We start from the raw sequence: 17,051 nt of genomic DNA, 5'->3' as shown, positions 1-17,051 counted from the left end.
GCCGCGCTTTGGCCAGATGGGGCCGGACGGACGGCTCGCATACGCAAACGGCCCGCTACGAAGGGAAAACGTAGCGGGCCGTGGGAGGGGAAAACGCGAGCGGAACGATTACTTGCACTTCTTGAAGAGACCGACCCCGGTGCATTTCTGGCCGCCGGTCTTCGCCGTGCTGGTCGGCTTCGTCGTCGCCGTGGGGGTCGTCTTCACCGTGCTGCCGCCGCCGCTGCCGCTCGACTTCGCGGTGCTCGCGGTCTGCGCCGTCTCTTTCGGGGCCTCGGCGAGCTTGAATTCCTTCTCGAACTTCTTGCCGGCCTCGATCGTGATGTCTTCGCTCTGCGTGACGTACCCGGCCTTCGAGAGCTCGATTTTGTGCGCGCCCGGCGCGAGCTTGAGCTTCGACGGATCCTCGATCGCCTTGTCGTCGACCTTGATCGTGTCGCAGCCCGGGCTGCACTTGATCGCGACCTCGACCTCCTCGGCCGCAGGAGGCGGCGTCGGCGGCGGTGCCTCACCCGTGCCTGTGCCCGTGGGCGCGCCGCTCTCACTGCTCGTGGTGGGCGCGCCCGTCGGCGTGATGGCGATCGGCGCGTTCGGGTCCTCGCCCTCTGGCTTGTCCTTGCCGCCCATCACGATGAACGCGCCGACCGCGCCGCCGATGAGCAGCACCGCCGCGACGCCGATGATGATCGGCAGCTTCTTCGACCCACCACCGCCATCCATCTGGAGGCGCGGCGCCGCCGTCGTCGGCGCCATCGGGCCGGGGCCCATGCCCATGCCCATGTCCGCGTTCGCCGGCGCCCCGGCGCCCTGACCACCCATGCCAGCCCCGCCCATGCCCCCGCCTCCGATGGGCGGCGGCGGCGGGTAGCCCGAGCCATCATTCTGGCCTCCCGGCTGGTAGACCGGCACCGCGGCCGTCGGGCCCATCGGATCGGCGCCGCCGATCGCGGGGAACGCGATGGTCGCGCTCGTGGCCATCTCGGGCATGTTCGCCGCGGCCGAGAAGGCCACGGCGAGCTCGCTGGCCTGGCGGAAGCGCTCGTTCGGATCGATCGCGAGCGCGCGGTTGAACACCGCGTCGAGCACCGGCGAGACCAGCGCGCCGAGCTCCTGGGCGCGCTGGGACGCTGGCTGCCGCGGGCCGACGAGCTCGTGTTGCCACGAGGCGAGGTCGGGCTGCGCGCCCTGGCAGGAGCGCCAGTACGGCCGCCCCGTGAGCGCGTAGAAGAGCACGAGCCCCATCGCGAACACGTCGGCTGCGGGGCCCGCGGGCGCGCCGCCTTGCATCTGCTCGGGCGCGACCCAGGGCGCCGCGATCGCGTAGCCCTCGTTCGTCTGCACGTAGCTCCGCGCGAGTCCTGCGCCGAAGTCCATGATGCGCACGGCGAAGCCTTGCGGCGCGACGAACACGTTCGTCGGCTTGAGCGCGTGGTGCATGAGCTGCCGCACGTGGGCGTTGTCCAGCGTGCGCGCCATGTTCTGCGCGATCTGCGAGACCTCTTGCGGCGAGAGTGGGCGCTGCGAGACGAGCTGCGCGAGCGACGGCGTCGGCGAGAGCTCCGTCACCGTGAAGGGCGCGGCGGTTTGCGGATCGTAGCCCGCGTCGAGGACCGGCAGCACGACGTCGGGCGGCAGCCCGTTCGTCGCCGTGTAGATCTGCTCGATCATCGTCATCACTTCGGGGCGCTGCGCGATGGTCGGCGAGTAGATACGCACCGCCATTGCGCGCCCCGTCGCGTCGACGACGCGGTAGGTGGCCGAGGAGCCGCCGTTGCCCAGGAGAGCCTGGACCGAGTATTTTCCCGCGATGACGTAGCCGGGGGAGAGCTGGGGCGCGGTCACGACGTTCCTTATTCGGCCTTGATGGACTCGATCGCTTTGCTCACCGCGCCCATGCCGGCCTCGTCGTCATCCGCCGCGAAGCCCAGGCCGAGCAGCGCCGGTTCGCCGTCCTTGAGCGGCGCCTGCAGCACGAGCAGCGTGCCCTTCTTCTTGCCGCGCTCCGAGCCCGCCGCCGTCCAGACGTTGAGCTTGACGCCGTTGACCTCTTGCACGTTGTCGGGCTTCTTCCAGTTGACCTTGTAGCCCTTCGGCAAGGTGACGGTGGTCGTCTTGACGAGCTCCGCGAGCGCGGCTTCGCGCGCCGCCGTGTCCTTCTTCGCGTCCTTGTCCGCCGTGTACGAGCCGAACACGACGACCGCGCCTTCTTCCGAGGCCTGCGCGATCGTCTGCGACTCGCCCTGCGCGTACACCCACTTTTCTGCGGGCTGGAACAGGACCTTGGCGCTCTTGACCGTCGCCGTCGTGTCCTTCTTGGCGGCGCACTTCTCGTCGAGCGACTCGCACTTCGGCGGAGGCGGCGGGGGCTTCACTTCGGGCGTCTCGCCCCCCGTGTTCGACGGGTCCTTAACTTCGGTTTGGTTCCCTCCGCAGGCCGCGGCGACGAGGAGAAGAGCGAGGGAGGCGATTGCTTTGAAGGTGCGGTTGACCATGCGCAAATCCGAGCGTGTCAGATGCCGGCCGGCGTCCGCAAGTATTTCGGGTCTCGCCCCCCCCACCTTCGCCGCCGGATCCTGGGGCGCGGGGAGCGCACGGCAGAAAGAAGCCTCAGGGCTTCTTCTTCATCCCGGGCAGATAGGCCTTCTCGGGCGCCTGCTCGAGGAACTCGATCTTTTCGGCCGTCATGATCCCGTACTTCGGGTTCGCGGCGGCGCCCGAGCTCGCCTTCGTGAACGTCACCGAGTAGGTGCCCGTCACCTTGACCTTCGCCCCGATGTTGGGGATCGGGTTCGGCAGGTCCGCGCCCCAGAACTCGTCGGCGAGCTTCGCCTCGCTTTCCTTGCCCTTCGGCTGCTTGTCGATCGCCTCGATCAGCGTGAAGACCTGGGCGAAGTTCGACGCCCAGCCCATGACGTCGATCATGTCCTTCGTCTCGCCCTTCTCGTCCGCGATCGCGAAGGTCGGGATCGGCGCCTTGCAGTCCGGCGGATCACCCTTGCCCGTCTTGTGGATCGAGCACGCAGGCGCGTCGGCGTAGTTCGTCTTGACGATGTAGCCGACGATCGACACCTGCTTCGCGTTGACGTCCTCGAAGTGCACGCGGCTGCGGAGATCGTGCGTGATGCCCCAGATCGTGAACGCGCCGTCCGGCGTCTTCTTCTGCTTCTGCGGGAGCGTCGGCACGGCAGGCAGCGCGGCCTTCTTGCCGCTCACGGCGGGCTTGGCCTTGTACGGCTCCTCCGACGGTCCGCAGCCGAGCACGGCCGAGCCTGTCAGGGAGGCGAGGGCGAAAACGAGTGCATGTCGGACGTTCATGGGTCTCTCCGGGCCGTTCGAGGGTACGCCCTCGGGCACAGGCAGCCGCCCTGGGTAGGGGGATTGGGCTGGAAAGGGCTAACACGATGGCCCACGGCGCGTAAAGAGATTCGCCGAAGGAGGGGGGCGCGGGCGCTTCGGCCCCTCATCTCGACCCTCATAACGAGGCACTCGAGCGGCCCGACAGGCCCGTCCAAACCCATCGGCGTTGTCGAGCGTCGCGTGGGCCACGAAGGTAGGGTAGTCTCCACGAACCATGCGCGAGACGAAGCTGCGCGCCCCGTTCGAGACCTCACGTGTCCTCGTCATGATCCTGGCGGGTGGGGAGGGCCGGAGGCTCGGCCCTCTCACCTCGGATCGCGCCAAGCCGGCGGTTCCGTTCGGCGGGCGCTACCGGATCATCGACATCGTGCTCTCGAACTTCGTCAACTCGGGGCTGCACAAGATCAAGATCCTCACGCAGTACAAGAGCGCGTCGCTCGACGAGCACATCGCACGGGCCTGGCGCCTGTCGCCGATGCTCGACAACTTCATCGAGACGATCCCGGCGCAGCAGCGCACGGGCAAGAGCTGGTTCAAGGGCTCAGCCGACGCCGTCTACCAGACCCAGCACGTCATCACCGACGAGTCGCCCACGCACGTCTGCATCTTCGGCGGCGACCACGTCTACAAGATGGACATGCGCCAGATGCTCGACGAGCACCTCGAGCGCAACGCCGAAGTGACCGTCGCGGCCATCCCCGTCCCGCGCAAGGAGGCCAGGGAGTTCGGCGTGATCGAGGCCGACGCGAACGGCCGGATCATCGCCTTCCACGAGAAGGTCGCCGATCCGCCGCCGATGCCCGGCCACCCCGACCTCGCCCTCGCGTCGATGGGCAACTACATCTTCAACACGGGCAATCTCCTCGACGCGCTCGAGCAGGACGCGAAGAACGAGCAGAGCGCGCACGACTTCGGCCGCGACATCATCCCGTATTTGGTCAAGAACGGGAAACGCGCGTTCGTCTACGATTTCCAGACAAACCGCGTGCCCGGCGAGGACGAAGGCTCGAACGCCTACTGGCGCGACATCGGCACGATCGACGCCTACTGGGCCGCGCAGATGGATCTCATCAGCGTCCAACCTGCCTTCAACCTCTACAACCAACGCTGGCCGATCCGCACCGCGATGAGCCACGATCCGCCGGCGAAGTTCGTCTTCCGCGACGAGTGGAACGCGCGCGTCGGCATCGCGACCGAGAGCCTCGTCTCGCTCGGCTGCATCATCTCCGGCGGCCGCATCCACCGGAGCGTCCTTTCGAACCGCTGCCGCGTGAACTCCTTCAGCCACGTGGAGGAGAGCGTGCTCTTCGAGAACGTGGTGATCGGACGGCACGCCAAGATCCGCCGCGCGATCATCGACAAAGACGTCGAGGTCCCCTCAGGGGCCGAGATCGGCTACAACCTCGAGGAAGACAGGAAGCGCTGGTACGTGAGCGAGGGCGGCATCGTCGTCATCCCCAAGCGCGCCAAGATCGGCTGAGCGGGAGCGATGGGTCGAACGGTCGTGGTCGGCGACCTGCACGGATGCAGGGGTGAACTCGAAGATTTGCTCGGCCACGTCGGGTTCTGCGCGGACGATCGGCTGATCTCCGTCGGCGACCTCGTCGTGCGCGGCCCCGATCCGGCAGGCACAGTCGAGCTGCTCCGCAAGCTCCATGCGCGCGCCGTGCGCGGCAACCACGAAGATCGGCTCCTGCGCTACCGGCAAGCGCCGCCGTCCATCGCGCCGCAGCTCGGGAGCTTGCAACGCGAGGTCGTGCGCGCGCTGCGCCGCCGGCACTGGGAGTACCTCGCTTCGCTGCCGCTCTGGATCGACCTGCCGGAGCACGGCTTGCGTGTCGTGCATGCCGGCGTTGATCCCACGCTGCCGATCGAGGAGCAGAGCCCGCGTACGTTGATGTACGTGCGTTCGCTCAACATCAGCGGTACGCCCGAGGAGCGGCGCGGCTCCATCTTGTGGGGCGAGCGGTACGTGGGACCGCCGCACCTCGTCTTCGGGCACAACGCCCTCGAGCAGCCGCAGATCCACCGTCACGCGACAGGCATCGACACGGGCTGCGTGTACGGCGGTCGCCTCACGGCGATGGTGCTGCGCGCGGGCGAACACCCGCCGCCGCCTGAGGATCGCAGGAGCGTGCTCGTGAGCGTGCCGGCGCGAAGGACCTACTACCCGCGCTGAAAGAGCGATCAAACCGGCTCTCGCCAACGGCGCGCGTTTCCGGCTACCCTTTCGCCCATGCGCTCCGTCTGGCCTCGCCTCGCCGCGACGCTCGCCCTCACGGCTGCTTGCCATTCTGCGTTCGTCGTCGCGACGCCCACCCTTGCGTTCGCGCAAGCCGCCGCCAAAGGCGACAAGGCCAGCGTCACCTCGCTCATCCAGCGCGGCAGCGCGCTCTTCGACGACGCCGAGTACGAAGAGTCGATCCAGACCCTCTCCGCCGCGCTCTTGCGCCCCGGCACGAGCAAGCAGGAGAAGATCGAGATCTACCGCCTGCTTGCCTACAACTACATCGTGCTCAAGCGCGCGGACGAGGCAGACGCTGCCGTGCGTGGGCTGCTCGTGCTCGACGAGACGTACAGCTTGCCGCCGACCGAGTCGCCGCGCTTCAAGGACTTCTTCAAGGCGACGCGCGAGAAGTGGGAGGCCGAGGGCAAGCCGGGCCGCGAGACGGTCAACTCGCCCGCGGCCGAGAAGCCGATCCGCATCATGCACACCTCGCCCGCGCAGATGCCGCCGGGCACGTTGATCAAGCTCACGGGCCGCGTCGAGGATCCGGATGGCCGCGTGCGCGCGATGCAGCTTGCGTATCGCACGGGCGCGGACGGCAAGTTCATCCTCGTGCCTGCGAGCTACACGCTCGGCGAGTTTCGCGCGCAGATCCCGAGCGACGCGGTCAAACCTCCGCTCGTCGAGTACTACCTGCAGGCGATCGACAAGGGCGGCCTGCCGCTCACCTCGCGCGGTGACGCGGCCACGCCGCTGCGCATCGCCGTGCCTGCGGCGCAGAAGGGCGGCGTCTTGTCGAGCCCGTGGTTCTGGGTGCCCGTTGGCCTCGCGGTCGTGGGCGGCGGCGTGGCCGCGACGTACATCCTGCTCAACCAGAGGACCTCGACCGTGACGATTCGCGTGACGGAGTAGCTGATCCCGAGTGGCCAAGAGGCCCGATCCGCGCCAGACCTGCCTCACCCATGACCGAGCCTGTTTATCCGTTCGTCGCCGTCGACGTCCCTCGCGATCGAGCTGAAGAGCTCGGCGCAACCCTCTTCGATCTCGGCGCCATGGGCGTCGAGGAGCGTGACGAGCAGACGCTCGCGAAAGGCGCGGGCTCCGGGAAGGTGACCCTCGTCGCGAGCTTCTCCACGCGCGAGGAAGCCGACCAGGCGATCGCGGCGCTCGTCGAGGAGGATCCTTCGCTCGCGCCGCGCATCGAGGAGATCGTCGGTGATGCCTGGCGCGACGCCTGGAAGCAGCACTTCGAGCCGTTTCAGTTCACGCCCGACGTGATCGTGGTGCCGCCGTGGGTCGCTTACGAGAAGAAGCGCGCGGACGAGCACGTGCTCGAGCTCGAGCCGGGCCGCGCCTTCGGCACGGGCTTGCATGCGACGACCGCGCTCGTCGCCGAGATGCTTCACGATCGTAAGAGTTCGCTGTCCGGCGCGCGTGTGCTCGACGTCGGCACGGGCAGCGGGATCCTCGCGCTCGTCGCGCTGATCTACGGCGCCGCGAGCGCGCTCGCGATCGACAACGACGCCGAGGTCATCGACGTCGTGCGCGAGAACGCCGAGCGCAATCACCTCGCCGATCGCATCGTCGTACGCGAGCAGACGATCGAGAGCGTGACCGAGCCGTTCCCCGTGGTGCTCGCGAACATCGAGACGCGCGTGCTCCGTCCGATCGCGGAGGACTTGGCGCGCGCGGTGTCGCCTGCTGCACGTCGGGGGCTACGCCCGGACGAGCCGGGCTCTGCCCCCGAACCCCCGGCGGGGCTCTTGATCCTCTCGGGCATCCTCGCCGCCGAGCACGACGAGATCATCGCGCGGTACACCTCGCTCGCGCGCCCGCTGCGCCACCTCGAGACGCGCCGCCGCGGCGACGGCACGGGTGACGACTGGGTCGCGATCGCGTTTGCTGCGTCATGAGGGGCCCGCTGCGTGTCCCCGTCGCCCGCGTCGAAGCGGGCCCTTCGATCCTCGACGAGGACGCCTCTCGGTACGTCGCGCGTGTGCACAGAAAGCGCCTCGGTGATCGCGTGGTGCTCTTCGATCCCGACCGCGCGATCGAGGCCGACGCCGAGATCACCGCGATCGATCGCGCGAGCGTCGCCGTCATCGTCGAAGCGCCGCGCGCGGCCACGTTCCTCCCGGCGCGCCGCGTGACGCTCCTCCAGGCCACGTGCAAGAGCGACAAGTTCGACGCCATCGTGCGCGACGCGACCGAGCTCGGCGCGAGCCGCGTGGTCCCGATCAACGCCGAGCGATCCGTGGGCCGCCCTGCGGACGGCCGCGCTGCGCGGTGGCGCCGCATCGCGGTCGAGGCTGCGCGGCAATGCGGACGCGGCGATGCGCCTGCGATCTCGTCGCCGATGGAGCTCGTCGAGGCCGTGCAGCTCTTCGCGTCGGGCGAGGGCGTGAACGGCTTCTGCCTGGATCCCGTGGCCGACGCGCCGCTCGGCCCGGCGCTCCGCCGCCTCGGCCCGGAGGTCGAGCTCGCGTTCGTCGTGGGCCCCGAGGGAGGTTTGTCACCGGCCGAGATCGAGGCCTGCACCTCGGCCGGCCTCGCGCGCGTCTCGCTCGGCCCGCTCACGCTCCGCGCCGAGACGGTATGCGCCGCCGTGCTCGGGGCGGTCGTGCTGCTCTCGCGATAACGTTCGCGCCGGGGACAAACGCCGACCGGGGACAAACCCTGCATCGGACTTGACAAACCCGGGCCCCCGGCATCACCTTCCGGCGTGTCTTTCCTCGACGACGTGCGCCGCACTCTCGACCGCCCGGAGGGCTCCTCGTGGGCGCTCTCGGGGCTCGGCGCGCACCGAAAGACGCTGCTCGACGCGCTCGAAGCGCTCGAAGCGCGCGGCGAGCCCGAGGAGAAAATCGAGCGCCTGCACGACGTCTGGTCCGACAAGCTCGGGGCGTTCGTCCAGGAAATGCAGCGATTGCTCGAAGGCGGCCTCGCGTTTGGCGCGAGCGCTGCGGAGCTCCACGCGCTCATCGACGTCGCCCTCCGCCGCCGGCTCGGTTTGTCCGACTCGGCCGGCTCCCGCACCCGCGATCGCGAGCTCGATCGCCTCTCCAGTGAGGTCCTCTTTTCCATCCAGCGCCCCGAGCGCACCCCGAGCCTCTGGCCCGAGCGGTATGCGCTCGAAGTGCGGGCATTACGTCGCGCCGAGGGCGAGACGCTCCTCACGCCCATTGGCCGGCTCGTCCTCGGCCTGCCCGAGCGGGACGCCGTTCGCTGGCTCCTCGCGGTCGAGGTCGCGCAATCCCGCGGGCCCTCGGATCCTTGGCGCCTCTCGCGTGCGGCGGCGGCGCGCCTCGTCGCGGCCCGCAGGCTCCGCGTCTTCTGGTATGGCAGCGAGGTGGCCGCGCATCCGCAATCGCTCGATCGCCTCGCCGCGCTCGGCCTCCTTTCTTTCGAGGACGAGGCCGAGGAGGCGCTTACCACGTATGAGCTCACCGAAAATGGCGCCGAGCTGCTCGCCGAGGTCGCGTCCGGCGATACGCCGATGGTCCTGCTCGCCGGCGCGCTCATTCAGGACGAGACGGCCGCCGTCCTCGGCCGCATTCGCGCGGCCACTGCATTGATCCAGCGCGAGAGCGCCGCCTTCGCCATGACCCGCCACGCGCGCATGGTCGCGCACGAGATCCGCAATGCCCTGGTCCCCGTACGCGAGGCCCTCGACGACCTCTTCGCCGCGCTCCAGCGGGATGGCCGCGGGCCGCTCGTCGATCGGCACGGCGCCACCATCACGGGCGGCGTCGACCGCATTTTCCGGTTCATGACCGAAATGGCGCAGGTCGTCGAGCGCGCCGGCCCGCCGCCCGAGCCTTTCGACGTCGCGGCGGCCATCGAGGACGCGCTCGCCGCCCTCGCCGAGGAGCTCGGCCGCGTGGCCCTTTTCGACCGCCCCCGCTTCCTCCCGCCCGTTCGTGGCCGCCGTGATCGGTTCGTCCTGGCCATCGTTGATTTGCTCCGCAATGCGGCGCGCGCCCGCGACGACCGACCGGCCGAAATTCGCGTCGCCGCCACGCTCGACGCGGACGGCGCCATCGTCGTCACCGTCGACGACGACGGACCGGGGGTCCCGCCCGAGTATCGAAAAGCGATTTTTGCGCCTGGTTTTTCCTTGCGGCCGGGTGGGACGGGGCAGGGGCTCGCGCTCGTGCGCGAGGTCGCGCGGGCGGAGCTCGGCGGCGAGGCGCATTGCGAAGAGAGCCCGCTCGGCGGGGCACGATTCGTCCTTCGCCTGCCCGTGGACGCCGGAAGGAGCGCCGCGTGAGACCGATGGGCCGCATCTTGATCATCGACGACGACCCGAGCTTTTTGCAGCTCTATCGCGCCCGGCTCGGCGCCGAGGGGTATCTCGTCGAGACCGCGGACGAGATCGAAAAGGCGCTCGCGCGGCTCGACCAGGGCGGCTGGGACGTCGTGCTCGTCGATCAGAAGCTCGACGGCAAGACCGGCCCGGACACCGGCCTCGACCTCGTCTCCGAGGTCTCGCGCCGCGCGCCGCTCGCGAAGACCATCCTCGTCACGGGGTATGCCACGGAGGCCGCGGTCACGCGCGCCTTCCAGGACGGCGCCTACGATTACCTCGAAAAAGGCCCGATCTTCCGTGTCCTCTTGCTCGCAAAGCTTCGCAATGCGCTCGAAGCCGTGCGTGCACACCATTTCGGCGAACTCTCCTCGGACGAGGCTGAGGCGGCCATTCGCGACACCTGGGCTGCGGCCGAGAGCGAGACGGACCCGAACCGCAAGGGCAAGCTGCTCGAAGACCTCATGGTCCTCGTCTTCAAGACGATCCCCGGCTTTCGCCACGCCTCGGCCCGTCGCCGCAACGAGGAAGAGGAAATCGACCTCGTCATCCGCAACGAATCCACCGATCCCTTCTGGGTGAACGAACGCACGTCGTACATCCTCGCCGAATGCAAGAACTGGACGAGGCCCGCGGGCGCCACGGAGATTCGCAGCTTCCTGTGGAAGCTCTCGCGCAAGTTCAATCGCTCCCGCCTCGGCCTTTTCATCGCACCGGGCGGTTTTTCCGCGCCCCTCCGCAGCGATCTGCACGGCGAGCGCCGGGACGATTACCTCGTCCTACTCATCAACAAGGCCGATTTGCGGGAGCTCGTCCACGCGCCGGATCGAAATGCCTACCTGAAGAAGCTGCACGAGCGGGCCGTGCTCGAATTGCACGGCGAGAACCGCTGAAACGCCTTCACCGTTTGCGCGCGCCGATCAGCCTCCGCAGCGCCTCGGCCAGCGTCGGGTAAGTGCGGCGCGATTGCATGTCGACGCCGAGGTCCACCATCGTCTTCGCCACGCTCGGCCCGATGCCGGAGAGCAGCCCCGTCGCGCCGACGAGCTCCACGCTCCGCATCACGTTCGAGAGATGCTGCGCCGCCTCCGCGTCGACCGTGTCCACGCCCGTCAGGTCGAGAATCACGGAGCTCGATTGCCGGCCCACGACCTCCGTGAGCAGCCGTTCGAGCAGGATGCTCGCGCGGGCCTGGTCGATCGATCCGATCAGCGGCACGACGAGCACGCCCTGCCAGACCTCGATCACCGGGCTCGACAACCCGACGATGGCCTGTTGCTGCGATTGGATCAGCGCGAGCTGCTCTTCGAGCCGACGCTGGTTCTCCACGCGGTCGGTCACGTTTTCCGCCACGGAGTAGATACGCACCACGCGCTCGCCGAACGTGTCGCGCACCGGGATGATCGTGTTGCGCCAGTGCGTCGTGACAAACGACGTCTCGGAGACGAACTGCTCCCCGGCGAACGCCCGCTTCATGTCCGCCTTGAAATCCTCGCGGCCGCTGTAGAGTTCGTAGAGATTTTTCCCTACGAGCTCGCCAGGCATGATGCCGAGGTCCTTGAGGCCGTTTCCCAGGGACATCTTGCACGTCCCGTTCGCGTCCATGGCCCAGATTGCGAGGGGCAGCTCCGATAGCGCCCGGATCAAGGCCTTGGCCTGGAGGGTCTCTTCCGAGTTTTCATTGGCGCGGAGAGAGAATCCGACGATCGCGGTCACGTCGCCGGCTGCGTCTCGCACGGGCGTGAGACGACGTATCCAGTAGGACATGCCCTCGATGCTGTCCCCGTAGAGCTCCTCCCCCGCGAGGGCGCGTTCGGTCTCCTCTCGAGCGACCGATCCGTGTGGATAGAGCTGGAACGCATTCCTACCGACGAGCGCGCCCGGCGTGAGTCCGAAGTGGGCGAGCCCCTTCCCTTCCGAGATCAGGATCGTTCCATCCTTGGCGATCGACCAGAGGATCCCGTCGAATCGATCGAAGATCTTGCCGAGGAGCACGGTCCGAAGCGGGACGGGCTCGTCTTTCTCGACAAGGGGAGCTAGCGGCGCTGGAATGTCCGCGCGGGGCTCCGCGGGGCCGTCCATCCGGACGCAAATCCCACCGTGACCGGCCGGCCACGCGGTCCAGCGCTTGGACGTCTTCCCCGCGAGACGCGCGGAGAACGTCGATTTCGTCGATTGTCCACTCGCCACGGCCGCGCAGGCCGACGACACGACGCCCCGATCCGCCGCATCGAAGAGCGCGAGCAACGACTCGGCCTCGCCGAGCGCCGCGCTCGCTGCCTCATTGTGCGCCACCACCACGTCGCCCTCGACGAGCAACAGTGGATCCGGGCACCCGTCGAACACCCCGCCAAGATGGCGGTGTATGTCGCCCATCATGGGAACGGCTTTAACAGAGATGGGGGAAAGGCACAACCCGAGGCGTCATCATGGCGCCCCTTCCATGAACGCTGGTAATTTTTTGCACGTGTCCGGCCTTTCAGAGCGGGTGCACGGGCTCGTGCGCCGCCTTTTTTCCGGCCAGGAAACCAAAGACGAGGGCCGGGCCAATCGTCCCGCCCGCGCCCCAGTATCCGCGGCCGGCCGGGGATGCAATGCAATTGCCGGCGCCAAAGAGGCCCGGGATCCCCGTGCCGTCGGGCCGGAGCACACGCCCGTCCGTCCCGACGATCGGGCCGCCGCAGGTATCGAGCGTCCCGGCGCCGAGGATCACCGCGTAATATGGCCCGCTCGCCGACATCGGATACATCGTGCGGTTCGCCGTCACGCTGCGCGACGGCCCTTGCCAGGCATTCTCGAAGGATGTGGCGCCGCGCTGAAAATCGAGGTCCATGCCCGTCGCCGCGAAGCCATTGAAGCGCGCGATCGTGGCATCCAGGTTCGTCACGAAATTCGGATCGAGCTTCACGGAGGGCACGACGCCGCTCGCCGCGAACCGCTGGCCGCGCAGCGCGTTGAGGCGCGCGTCGATCGCCGCGGCGAGCGCCGCGCGGGTATTCGCCTTGATGACGAACGGGGGCAATGTCCCCGGCGCCGGCACGACGCCTCGCCACGGCCAGGACGTCGGCTCCTGGGCCACCGCCTCGTCCCAGATCATGAACTGGACGAGGTTCGGCTCGTCGGTCCCGAGCGCCAGGAAATGGCTCTGCGCCCGGACGTGATAAGGCATCTTCTCGTTGACACACCGGCGCCCGTACTTGTTGACGAGGATCGTGCTGTCGCCGTACACCCCGAACGCGATCGCGCCGACGTTCGTGACGTGGCCGTTTTGCGCCGCGGCCTCCTCGATCGCAAGCTGAAAATAAAATCCATTCGACAGGTTCCCGATCGCGGCGTCGAGGCTCGCGGCGATATCCAAAAAGTCGCCCTTGCCCGTGGGGACGCTGCCCGTGCCGAAGAGCGGTCCTCGTTGCAATCCGAGCACCTTCCCGCGCGCGTGCGAAAAGCCACCCGTCGCGAACACGACCGCGCGCCGTGCCCGCGCCCGCTTGCGCGCGCCGTTGTGCTCGATCTCCACGCCGACCACCTCGCCGTCCTTCTTCTGGATCGCGCCGACGACCCGATGGTTCGTGCGAATGGGCACGTGCTTCGCTTGGATCCAATCGATCATCGACTGCGTCAGGAGGTAGCCCGGCCATCCGACCAGGCCCGGGGGCGCATTGCCGAGCACGCGTCCATACGGTGATACGTTCTCGGGCAGGCCGGCATGGTAGTCCGGGTCCGAGATCGGGCTCGGGGAGAAGCCAAAACCCGGGTAGATGATGGGGAACAGGGCGCCGAGCTGGGTGAGCTCGTCGATCACGTCGGAGCCGTGATCATAAAAGGCGGCGAGAAGATCGTACTCGCGCTTCGGCAGGCCGAGATGCGACGCTGCCGGGTCGTAGAGCGACGGATAGGAGAGGCGGGCCATGAGCTTCAGCGCGTCGGGGCGCGGATCCGTGAGCCCCTGCGCGCGCATCAGCGAGTTGTTGGGGATCCAGAATGCGCCGCCCGATATCGAGGCGGTCCCCCCGGGCTGCGGACCCGCCTCCAGCAAGAGCACCGAAACGCCCTCGTGCACTGCCGCCACCGCCGCCGCGAGCGCCGCGCCCCCAGCCCCAACGATCACCACGTCCGCATCATAGTGCCATGTCATGCAAGTGCTCCTTGCTCGCAGACCGAATCAATGATCCGCCCACGATTGCTCAATCTAACCGAGCCAGCCCCCACGCCGTGCAGAGTTTTCGTTCGAGGAGCACGTTTTTGTCCCCTTGGCCATTCTGTGCCAGGGTTGCGCAGTCCGGAGCGGCAGGGGTGCCAGGGGGTTTTCGGGAGCGCTCTTGAAAAGCCGCGTCCTCCTGGCTGGAACGGCCCTTGCCGAGCCGAGGGTCGAGGTGCCCATGGCCAGGTCCAATCGAGTCGGTAGAATCTTGCGTCACGTCCTTTCACTCTCGATCGCGCCCGCCGCTGTTGCTTGTGGGATCGACACCGAAGGCTTCAGCGTCGTCACGTGCGGGTCCGATCGAGACCTGTCCGATGTGCGGACCGCCGAGGAGCTCGATTTCATGCAACTCGTCAGCATCGACGAGGGAGGGCCGTCGGAGGAGCCACGCGTGGTCGCGACCTTCGGAACCAAGTGCGGCTCCGCGAGCAACGTCGCCATGTGCGAGGCCGCGATCGCCGCCGCCACGTCCGCCCAAGGTTTTCGCCTGGGCCAGTGCGTCGATTTTTGCCCGCGCCACATTCTGGTCACGAACAAGGGCGACGAGGTCGAGGTCCTCGAAACGAAGGAGGCCGTCCTCGACTTGATCCGGCCCATCGATACGGCCGTCGAGGCCGTGCTCGCCGCCGAACTCGCGGAGTATCACGTCTCCTGCAACGATGCGGACGAGGGCGGCGTCCGGGCCTCAGGCTCCGGCTTCGATGTGCTCGGCACGAGATACACCGAGATATGCGACCCGATCGTGCGCGAACTGTACCTCCTCCGCATCAACGCCGACGGGAACGTGCAGGAGATCGAGTCCGAGGTCATTGAATCGGAATCGGGCGCTTGTATTGGCCGGCGCCCCGCGGGGCTCGCGCGGCGCAAGGCCCGCGGCACGACCCGCGTCGGCGCGTATCTCGCGAGCGTCGCGCACCTCGAAGCCGCGAGCGTCGACGCGTTCGAGGCCCTCGCCGCGGAGCTCGCCCACCACGGCGCCCCGCGTGCGCTCATCCAGCGCGCCGGGATTGCGCGGCGTGACGAGGTCCGGCACGCGCGGGTGATGCGCAGGCTCGCGTCCCGTCACGGCGGGCAATTCCGCGCCCCGATCGTCGCAAAACAAGCGCCGCGCTCGCTCGAAGCCATCGCGCTCGACAATGCGGTCGAAGGCTGCGTGCGCGAGACATTCGGCGCGCTCGTGGGCATGTGGCAAGCGCGCGCCGCGAAGGATCCCGCGGTCCGCCGCGCGATGCGCCGGATCGCGCTCGACGAGGCGCGGCACGCCTCGCTCGCGTGGGCCATCGACGAATGGATTCGGCCGCGACTCGACGCCGCGGCGCGGGAAAGAGTGGAAACCGAGCGCCGAAAGACGCTCGAAATCGTGGAGGCCGAGGCGTGCGCTGGAAATGACCCCGCGCTCGTCTCGACCCTTGGCCTTCCCGATGGGGATGCCGGCGAGCGGCTCGCGCGTCATTTCAAGGTTGCCGTACTCGCGCTATCCGCGTGAAGCGCGGACGGTGGACTCGCGAATCCGGCGCGCGGATTTAGATTTTCTGGGCGGGCGCGCTATCGTGGCGCGTTTGCCCAGGAGGTCCACCATGCCCCGGATTGCCAGGATGTTGTGCATCACCGCCGTCGCGGGCGGTTGCGTCGGGACCCCGGCGATCGCGCAGCACGATATCGGTGGACGGATGGATTTCCTGCCCCCCGCGCGGGAGGTCAATCGCGTCGCCGAAGCTCCCGCCGGCCGAACCTTGGCCATCACGGGCGCGACGCTCTTCGACGGGCGCGGCGCGCCGCCCGTGCCCGATGCGGTGGTCGTCGTCCGGGAGGGGCGTATCCTCGCCGTCGGCCCGCGCGCTGCCGTGGAAATCCCCGCGGGCGCGGAGATCGTCGATGCCACGGGACAATCCGTCATGCCCGGCCTCATCGACGCCCATTTCCACCTCGACGGCGACATTCCTCTCCCGTCCCTCTTCCTCCAGCGCGGCGTGACCTCCCTGCGCGACCCGGGCGCATGGATCGAGGCTTATGACCCGGTGCGCTCTTCCGCCGCCCCGATCCCACGCCTCTTTTTGACCGGGCCGCACCTCGACGCGCCGCCGCCCGCGCACCCGAAGGACGCGCTCCTCGTCCTCGATCCGGCCGAGGCGCGCGCCGCCGTCCATCGCCTCGCGGACCAGGGCGCGTCGGCCATCAAGATTTATTATCGATTGCCCCTCGGCACCATCCGGGCCGTCAACGAGGCCGCCCACGAGCGGGGCCTCATCACCACGGCGCACCTCGAAATCGCGGACGCGGGCGACGCCGTGCGCGCCGGGCTCGACGGCGTCGAGCACGTCACCTCGTTCGGCACCGCGATCGTGCCGCTCCGCGAGGCGGAGGATTTTCGACAGGCCGTCCTCGCGGACAACGCCGCCCGCGGGCCGAGCCGTTATGCGCTCTGGAGCAATGTCGACCTGGATTCCCCGCGCGTGCGGGCGATCCTCGACCTGCTCGTCTCCGAGGGCACTTTCTTCACGCCCACGCTCGCCGTTTTCGAGCGCCGCCCGGGCGACCCCGGGAGCAACGACGTGGAGGCCCGCGCCTTCACCAACATGCTCGGCTTCGTCCGCCGCGCGCACGGGGCCGGTGTGCGTATCGTGGTCGGCTCCCATTCTGCGGTGCCCCACGCCGAGCGCGGAGATGCTTACGTCCGCGAAATGGAGCTCCTCTACGAAGCCGGCCTCTCCCGGGGCGAGATCCTTTCGGCCGCAACGCTGGAGAACGCGAGATTCTTTCGTATCCAGGACCGGCTGGGGACCCTCGAACCCGGCAAAATCGCCGATTTGATCCTCGTCCGTGGCAACCCTGGCGAGGACCTCTCCGCCCTGCGCGACGTCCGTCGGGTCATGCTGAACGGGGTGTGGGTCACCCCTTCCCGTTGAACCGGGTCGCTCTTCGCGCGCTCGGGCCTTCGCCTCGCCGCCGCCTTCGTGTAC

The 17,051-nt window shown here is 68.5% G+C and carries 14 protein-coding genes; 9 read left to right on the top strand and 5 right to left on the bottom strand.

The features are described from left to right. Positions 1 to 108: 108 nt before the first annotated feature. From POL67_RS54020 to POL67_RS48900, 3 genes are all read right to left on the bottom strand, one after another. On the bottom strand, positions 109 to 1,842 hold the full coding sequence (locus tag POL67_RS54020; RefSeq protein WP_271929097.1) for a serine/threonine protein kinase: 1,734 nt from the start codon (positions 1,840 to 1,842) through the stop codon (positions 109 to 111). An 8-nt stretch (positions 1,843 to 1,850) separates the two neighbouring features. Beyond that, positions 1,851 to 2,492 (bottom strand): hypothetical protein, encoded by a 642-nt coding sequence (locus tag POL67_RS48905; RefSeq protein ID WP_271929095.1) that lies wholly within the window; start codon positions 2,490 to 2,492, stop codon positions 1,851 to 1,853. 115 nt (positions 2,493 to 2,607) lie between these two features. Next, positions 2,608 to 3,315, bottom strand: coding sequence for a hypothetical protein (locus POL67_RS48900; protein WP_271929093.1), 708 nt, complete (start codon positions 3,313 to 3,315; stop codon positions 2,608 to 2,610). 256 nt (positions 3,316 to 3,571) lie between these two features. Here POL67_RS48900 and glgC point away from each other — a divergent pair, with 256 nt between their 5' ends. The 7 genes from glgC to POL67_RS48865 all read left to right on the top strand — a co-directional run bounded on the left by glgC (position 3,572) and on the right by POL67_RS48865 (position 10,783). Next, positions 3,572 to 4,837 (top strand): glucose-1-phosphate adenylyltransferase, encoded by a 1,266-nt coding sequence (gene glgC / locus POL67_RS48895; RefSeq protein ID WP_271929091.1) that lies wholly within the window; start codon positions 3,572 to 3,574, stop codon positions 4,835 to 4,837. Between the two features lie 9 nt (positions 4,838 to 4,846). After that, positions 4,847 to 5,536 (top strand): metallophosphoesterase, encoded by a 690-nt coding sequence (locus POL67_RS48890; protein WP_271929088.1) that lies wholly within the window; start codon positions 4,847 to 4,849, stop codon positions 5,534 to 5,536. Between the two features lie 57 nt (positions 5,537 to 5,593). Next, a complete protein-coding gene (locus tag POL67_RS48885; protein WP_271929085.1) occupies positions 5,594 to 6,496 on the top strand; it encodes a hypothetical protein in 903 nt (300 codons plus the stop codon). A 50-nt stretch (positions 6,497 to 6,546) separates the two neighbouring features. After that, on the top strand, positions 6,547 to 7,497 hold the full coding sequence (locus POL67_RS48880) for a 50S ribosomal protein L11 methyltransferase (protein ID WP_271929082.1): 951 nt from the start codon (positions 6,547 to 6,549) through the stop codon (positions 7,495 to 7,497). Next, complete coding sequence (locus POL67_RS48875) at positions 7,494 to 8,222, top strand: RsmE family RNA methyltransferase (protein WP_271929080.1); 729 nt, start codon at positions 7,494 to 7,496, stop codon at positions 8,220 to 8,222. The genes POL67_RS48880 and POL67_RS48875 overlap by 4 nt, the downstream gene beginning before the upstream one ends. 102 nt (positions 8,223 to 8,324) lie before the next feature. Then, entirely contained in the window at positions 8,325 to 9,854 is a 1,530-nt protein-coding gene (locus POL67_RS54015; protein WP_271929077.1) for a sensor histidine kinase, read from the top strand. Positions 9,855 to 9,859: 5 nt separating this feature from the next. After that, positions 9,860 to 10,783: a response regulator gene (locus tag POL67_RS48865; RefSeq protein ID WP_271931035.1), complete on the top strand. Its 924-nt coding sequence runs from the start codon at positions 9,860 to 9,862 to the stop codon at positions 10,781 to 10,783. A gap of 7 nt (positions 10,784 to 10,790) precedes the next feature. On the opposite strand, the gene POL67_RS48860 is transcribed toward POL67_RS48865, so the two are convergent. Both POL67_RS48860 and POL67_RS48855 read right to left on the bottom strand, forming a co-directional pair. After that, complete coding sequence (locus POL67_RS48860; RefSeq protein ID WP_271929075.1) at positions 10,791 to 12,269, bottom strand: STAS domain-containing protein; 1,479 nt, start codon at positions 12,267 to 12,269, stop codon at positions 10,791 to 10,793. A 100-nt stretch (positions 12,270 to 12,369) separates the two neighbouring features. Beyond that, entirely contained in the window at positions 12,370 to 14,025 is a 1,656-nt protein-coding gene (locus tag POL67_RS48855; protein ID WP_271929073.1) for an FAD-dependent oxidoreductase, read from the bottom strand. Between the two features lie 244 nt (positions 14,026 to 14,269). Between POL67_RS48855 and POL67_RS48850 the strand changes: the two genes are divergently transcribed. Both POL67_RS48850 and POL67_RS48845 read left to right on the top strand, forming a co-directional pair. Further along, complete coding sequence (locus POL67_RS48850; protein ID WP_271929071.1) at positions 14,270 to 15,577, top strand: ferritin-like domain-containing protein; 1,308 nt, start codon at positions 14,270 to 14,272, stop codon at positions 15,575 to 15,577. A 91-nt stretch (positions 15,578 to 15,668) separates the two neighbouring features. Further along, a complete protein-coding gene (locus POL67_RS48845; protein WP_271929069.1) occupies positions 15,669 to 16,997 on the top strand; it encodes an amidohydrolase family protein in 1,329 nt (442 codons plus the stop codon). Positions 16,998 to 17,051 lie beyond the last annotated feature (54 nt).

The sequence above is a fragment of the Polyangium mundeleinium genome (assembly GCF_028369105.1).
GTDB lineage: Bacteria > Myxococcota_A > Polyangia > Polyangiales > Polyangiaceae > Polyangium > Polyangium mundeleinium.
The sequence above is the reverse complement of the archived record's forward strand: the minus strand, read 5'-3'. Positions and strand labels throughout refer to the sequence as shown.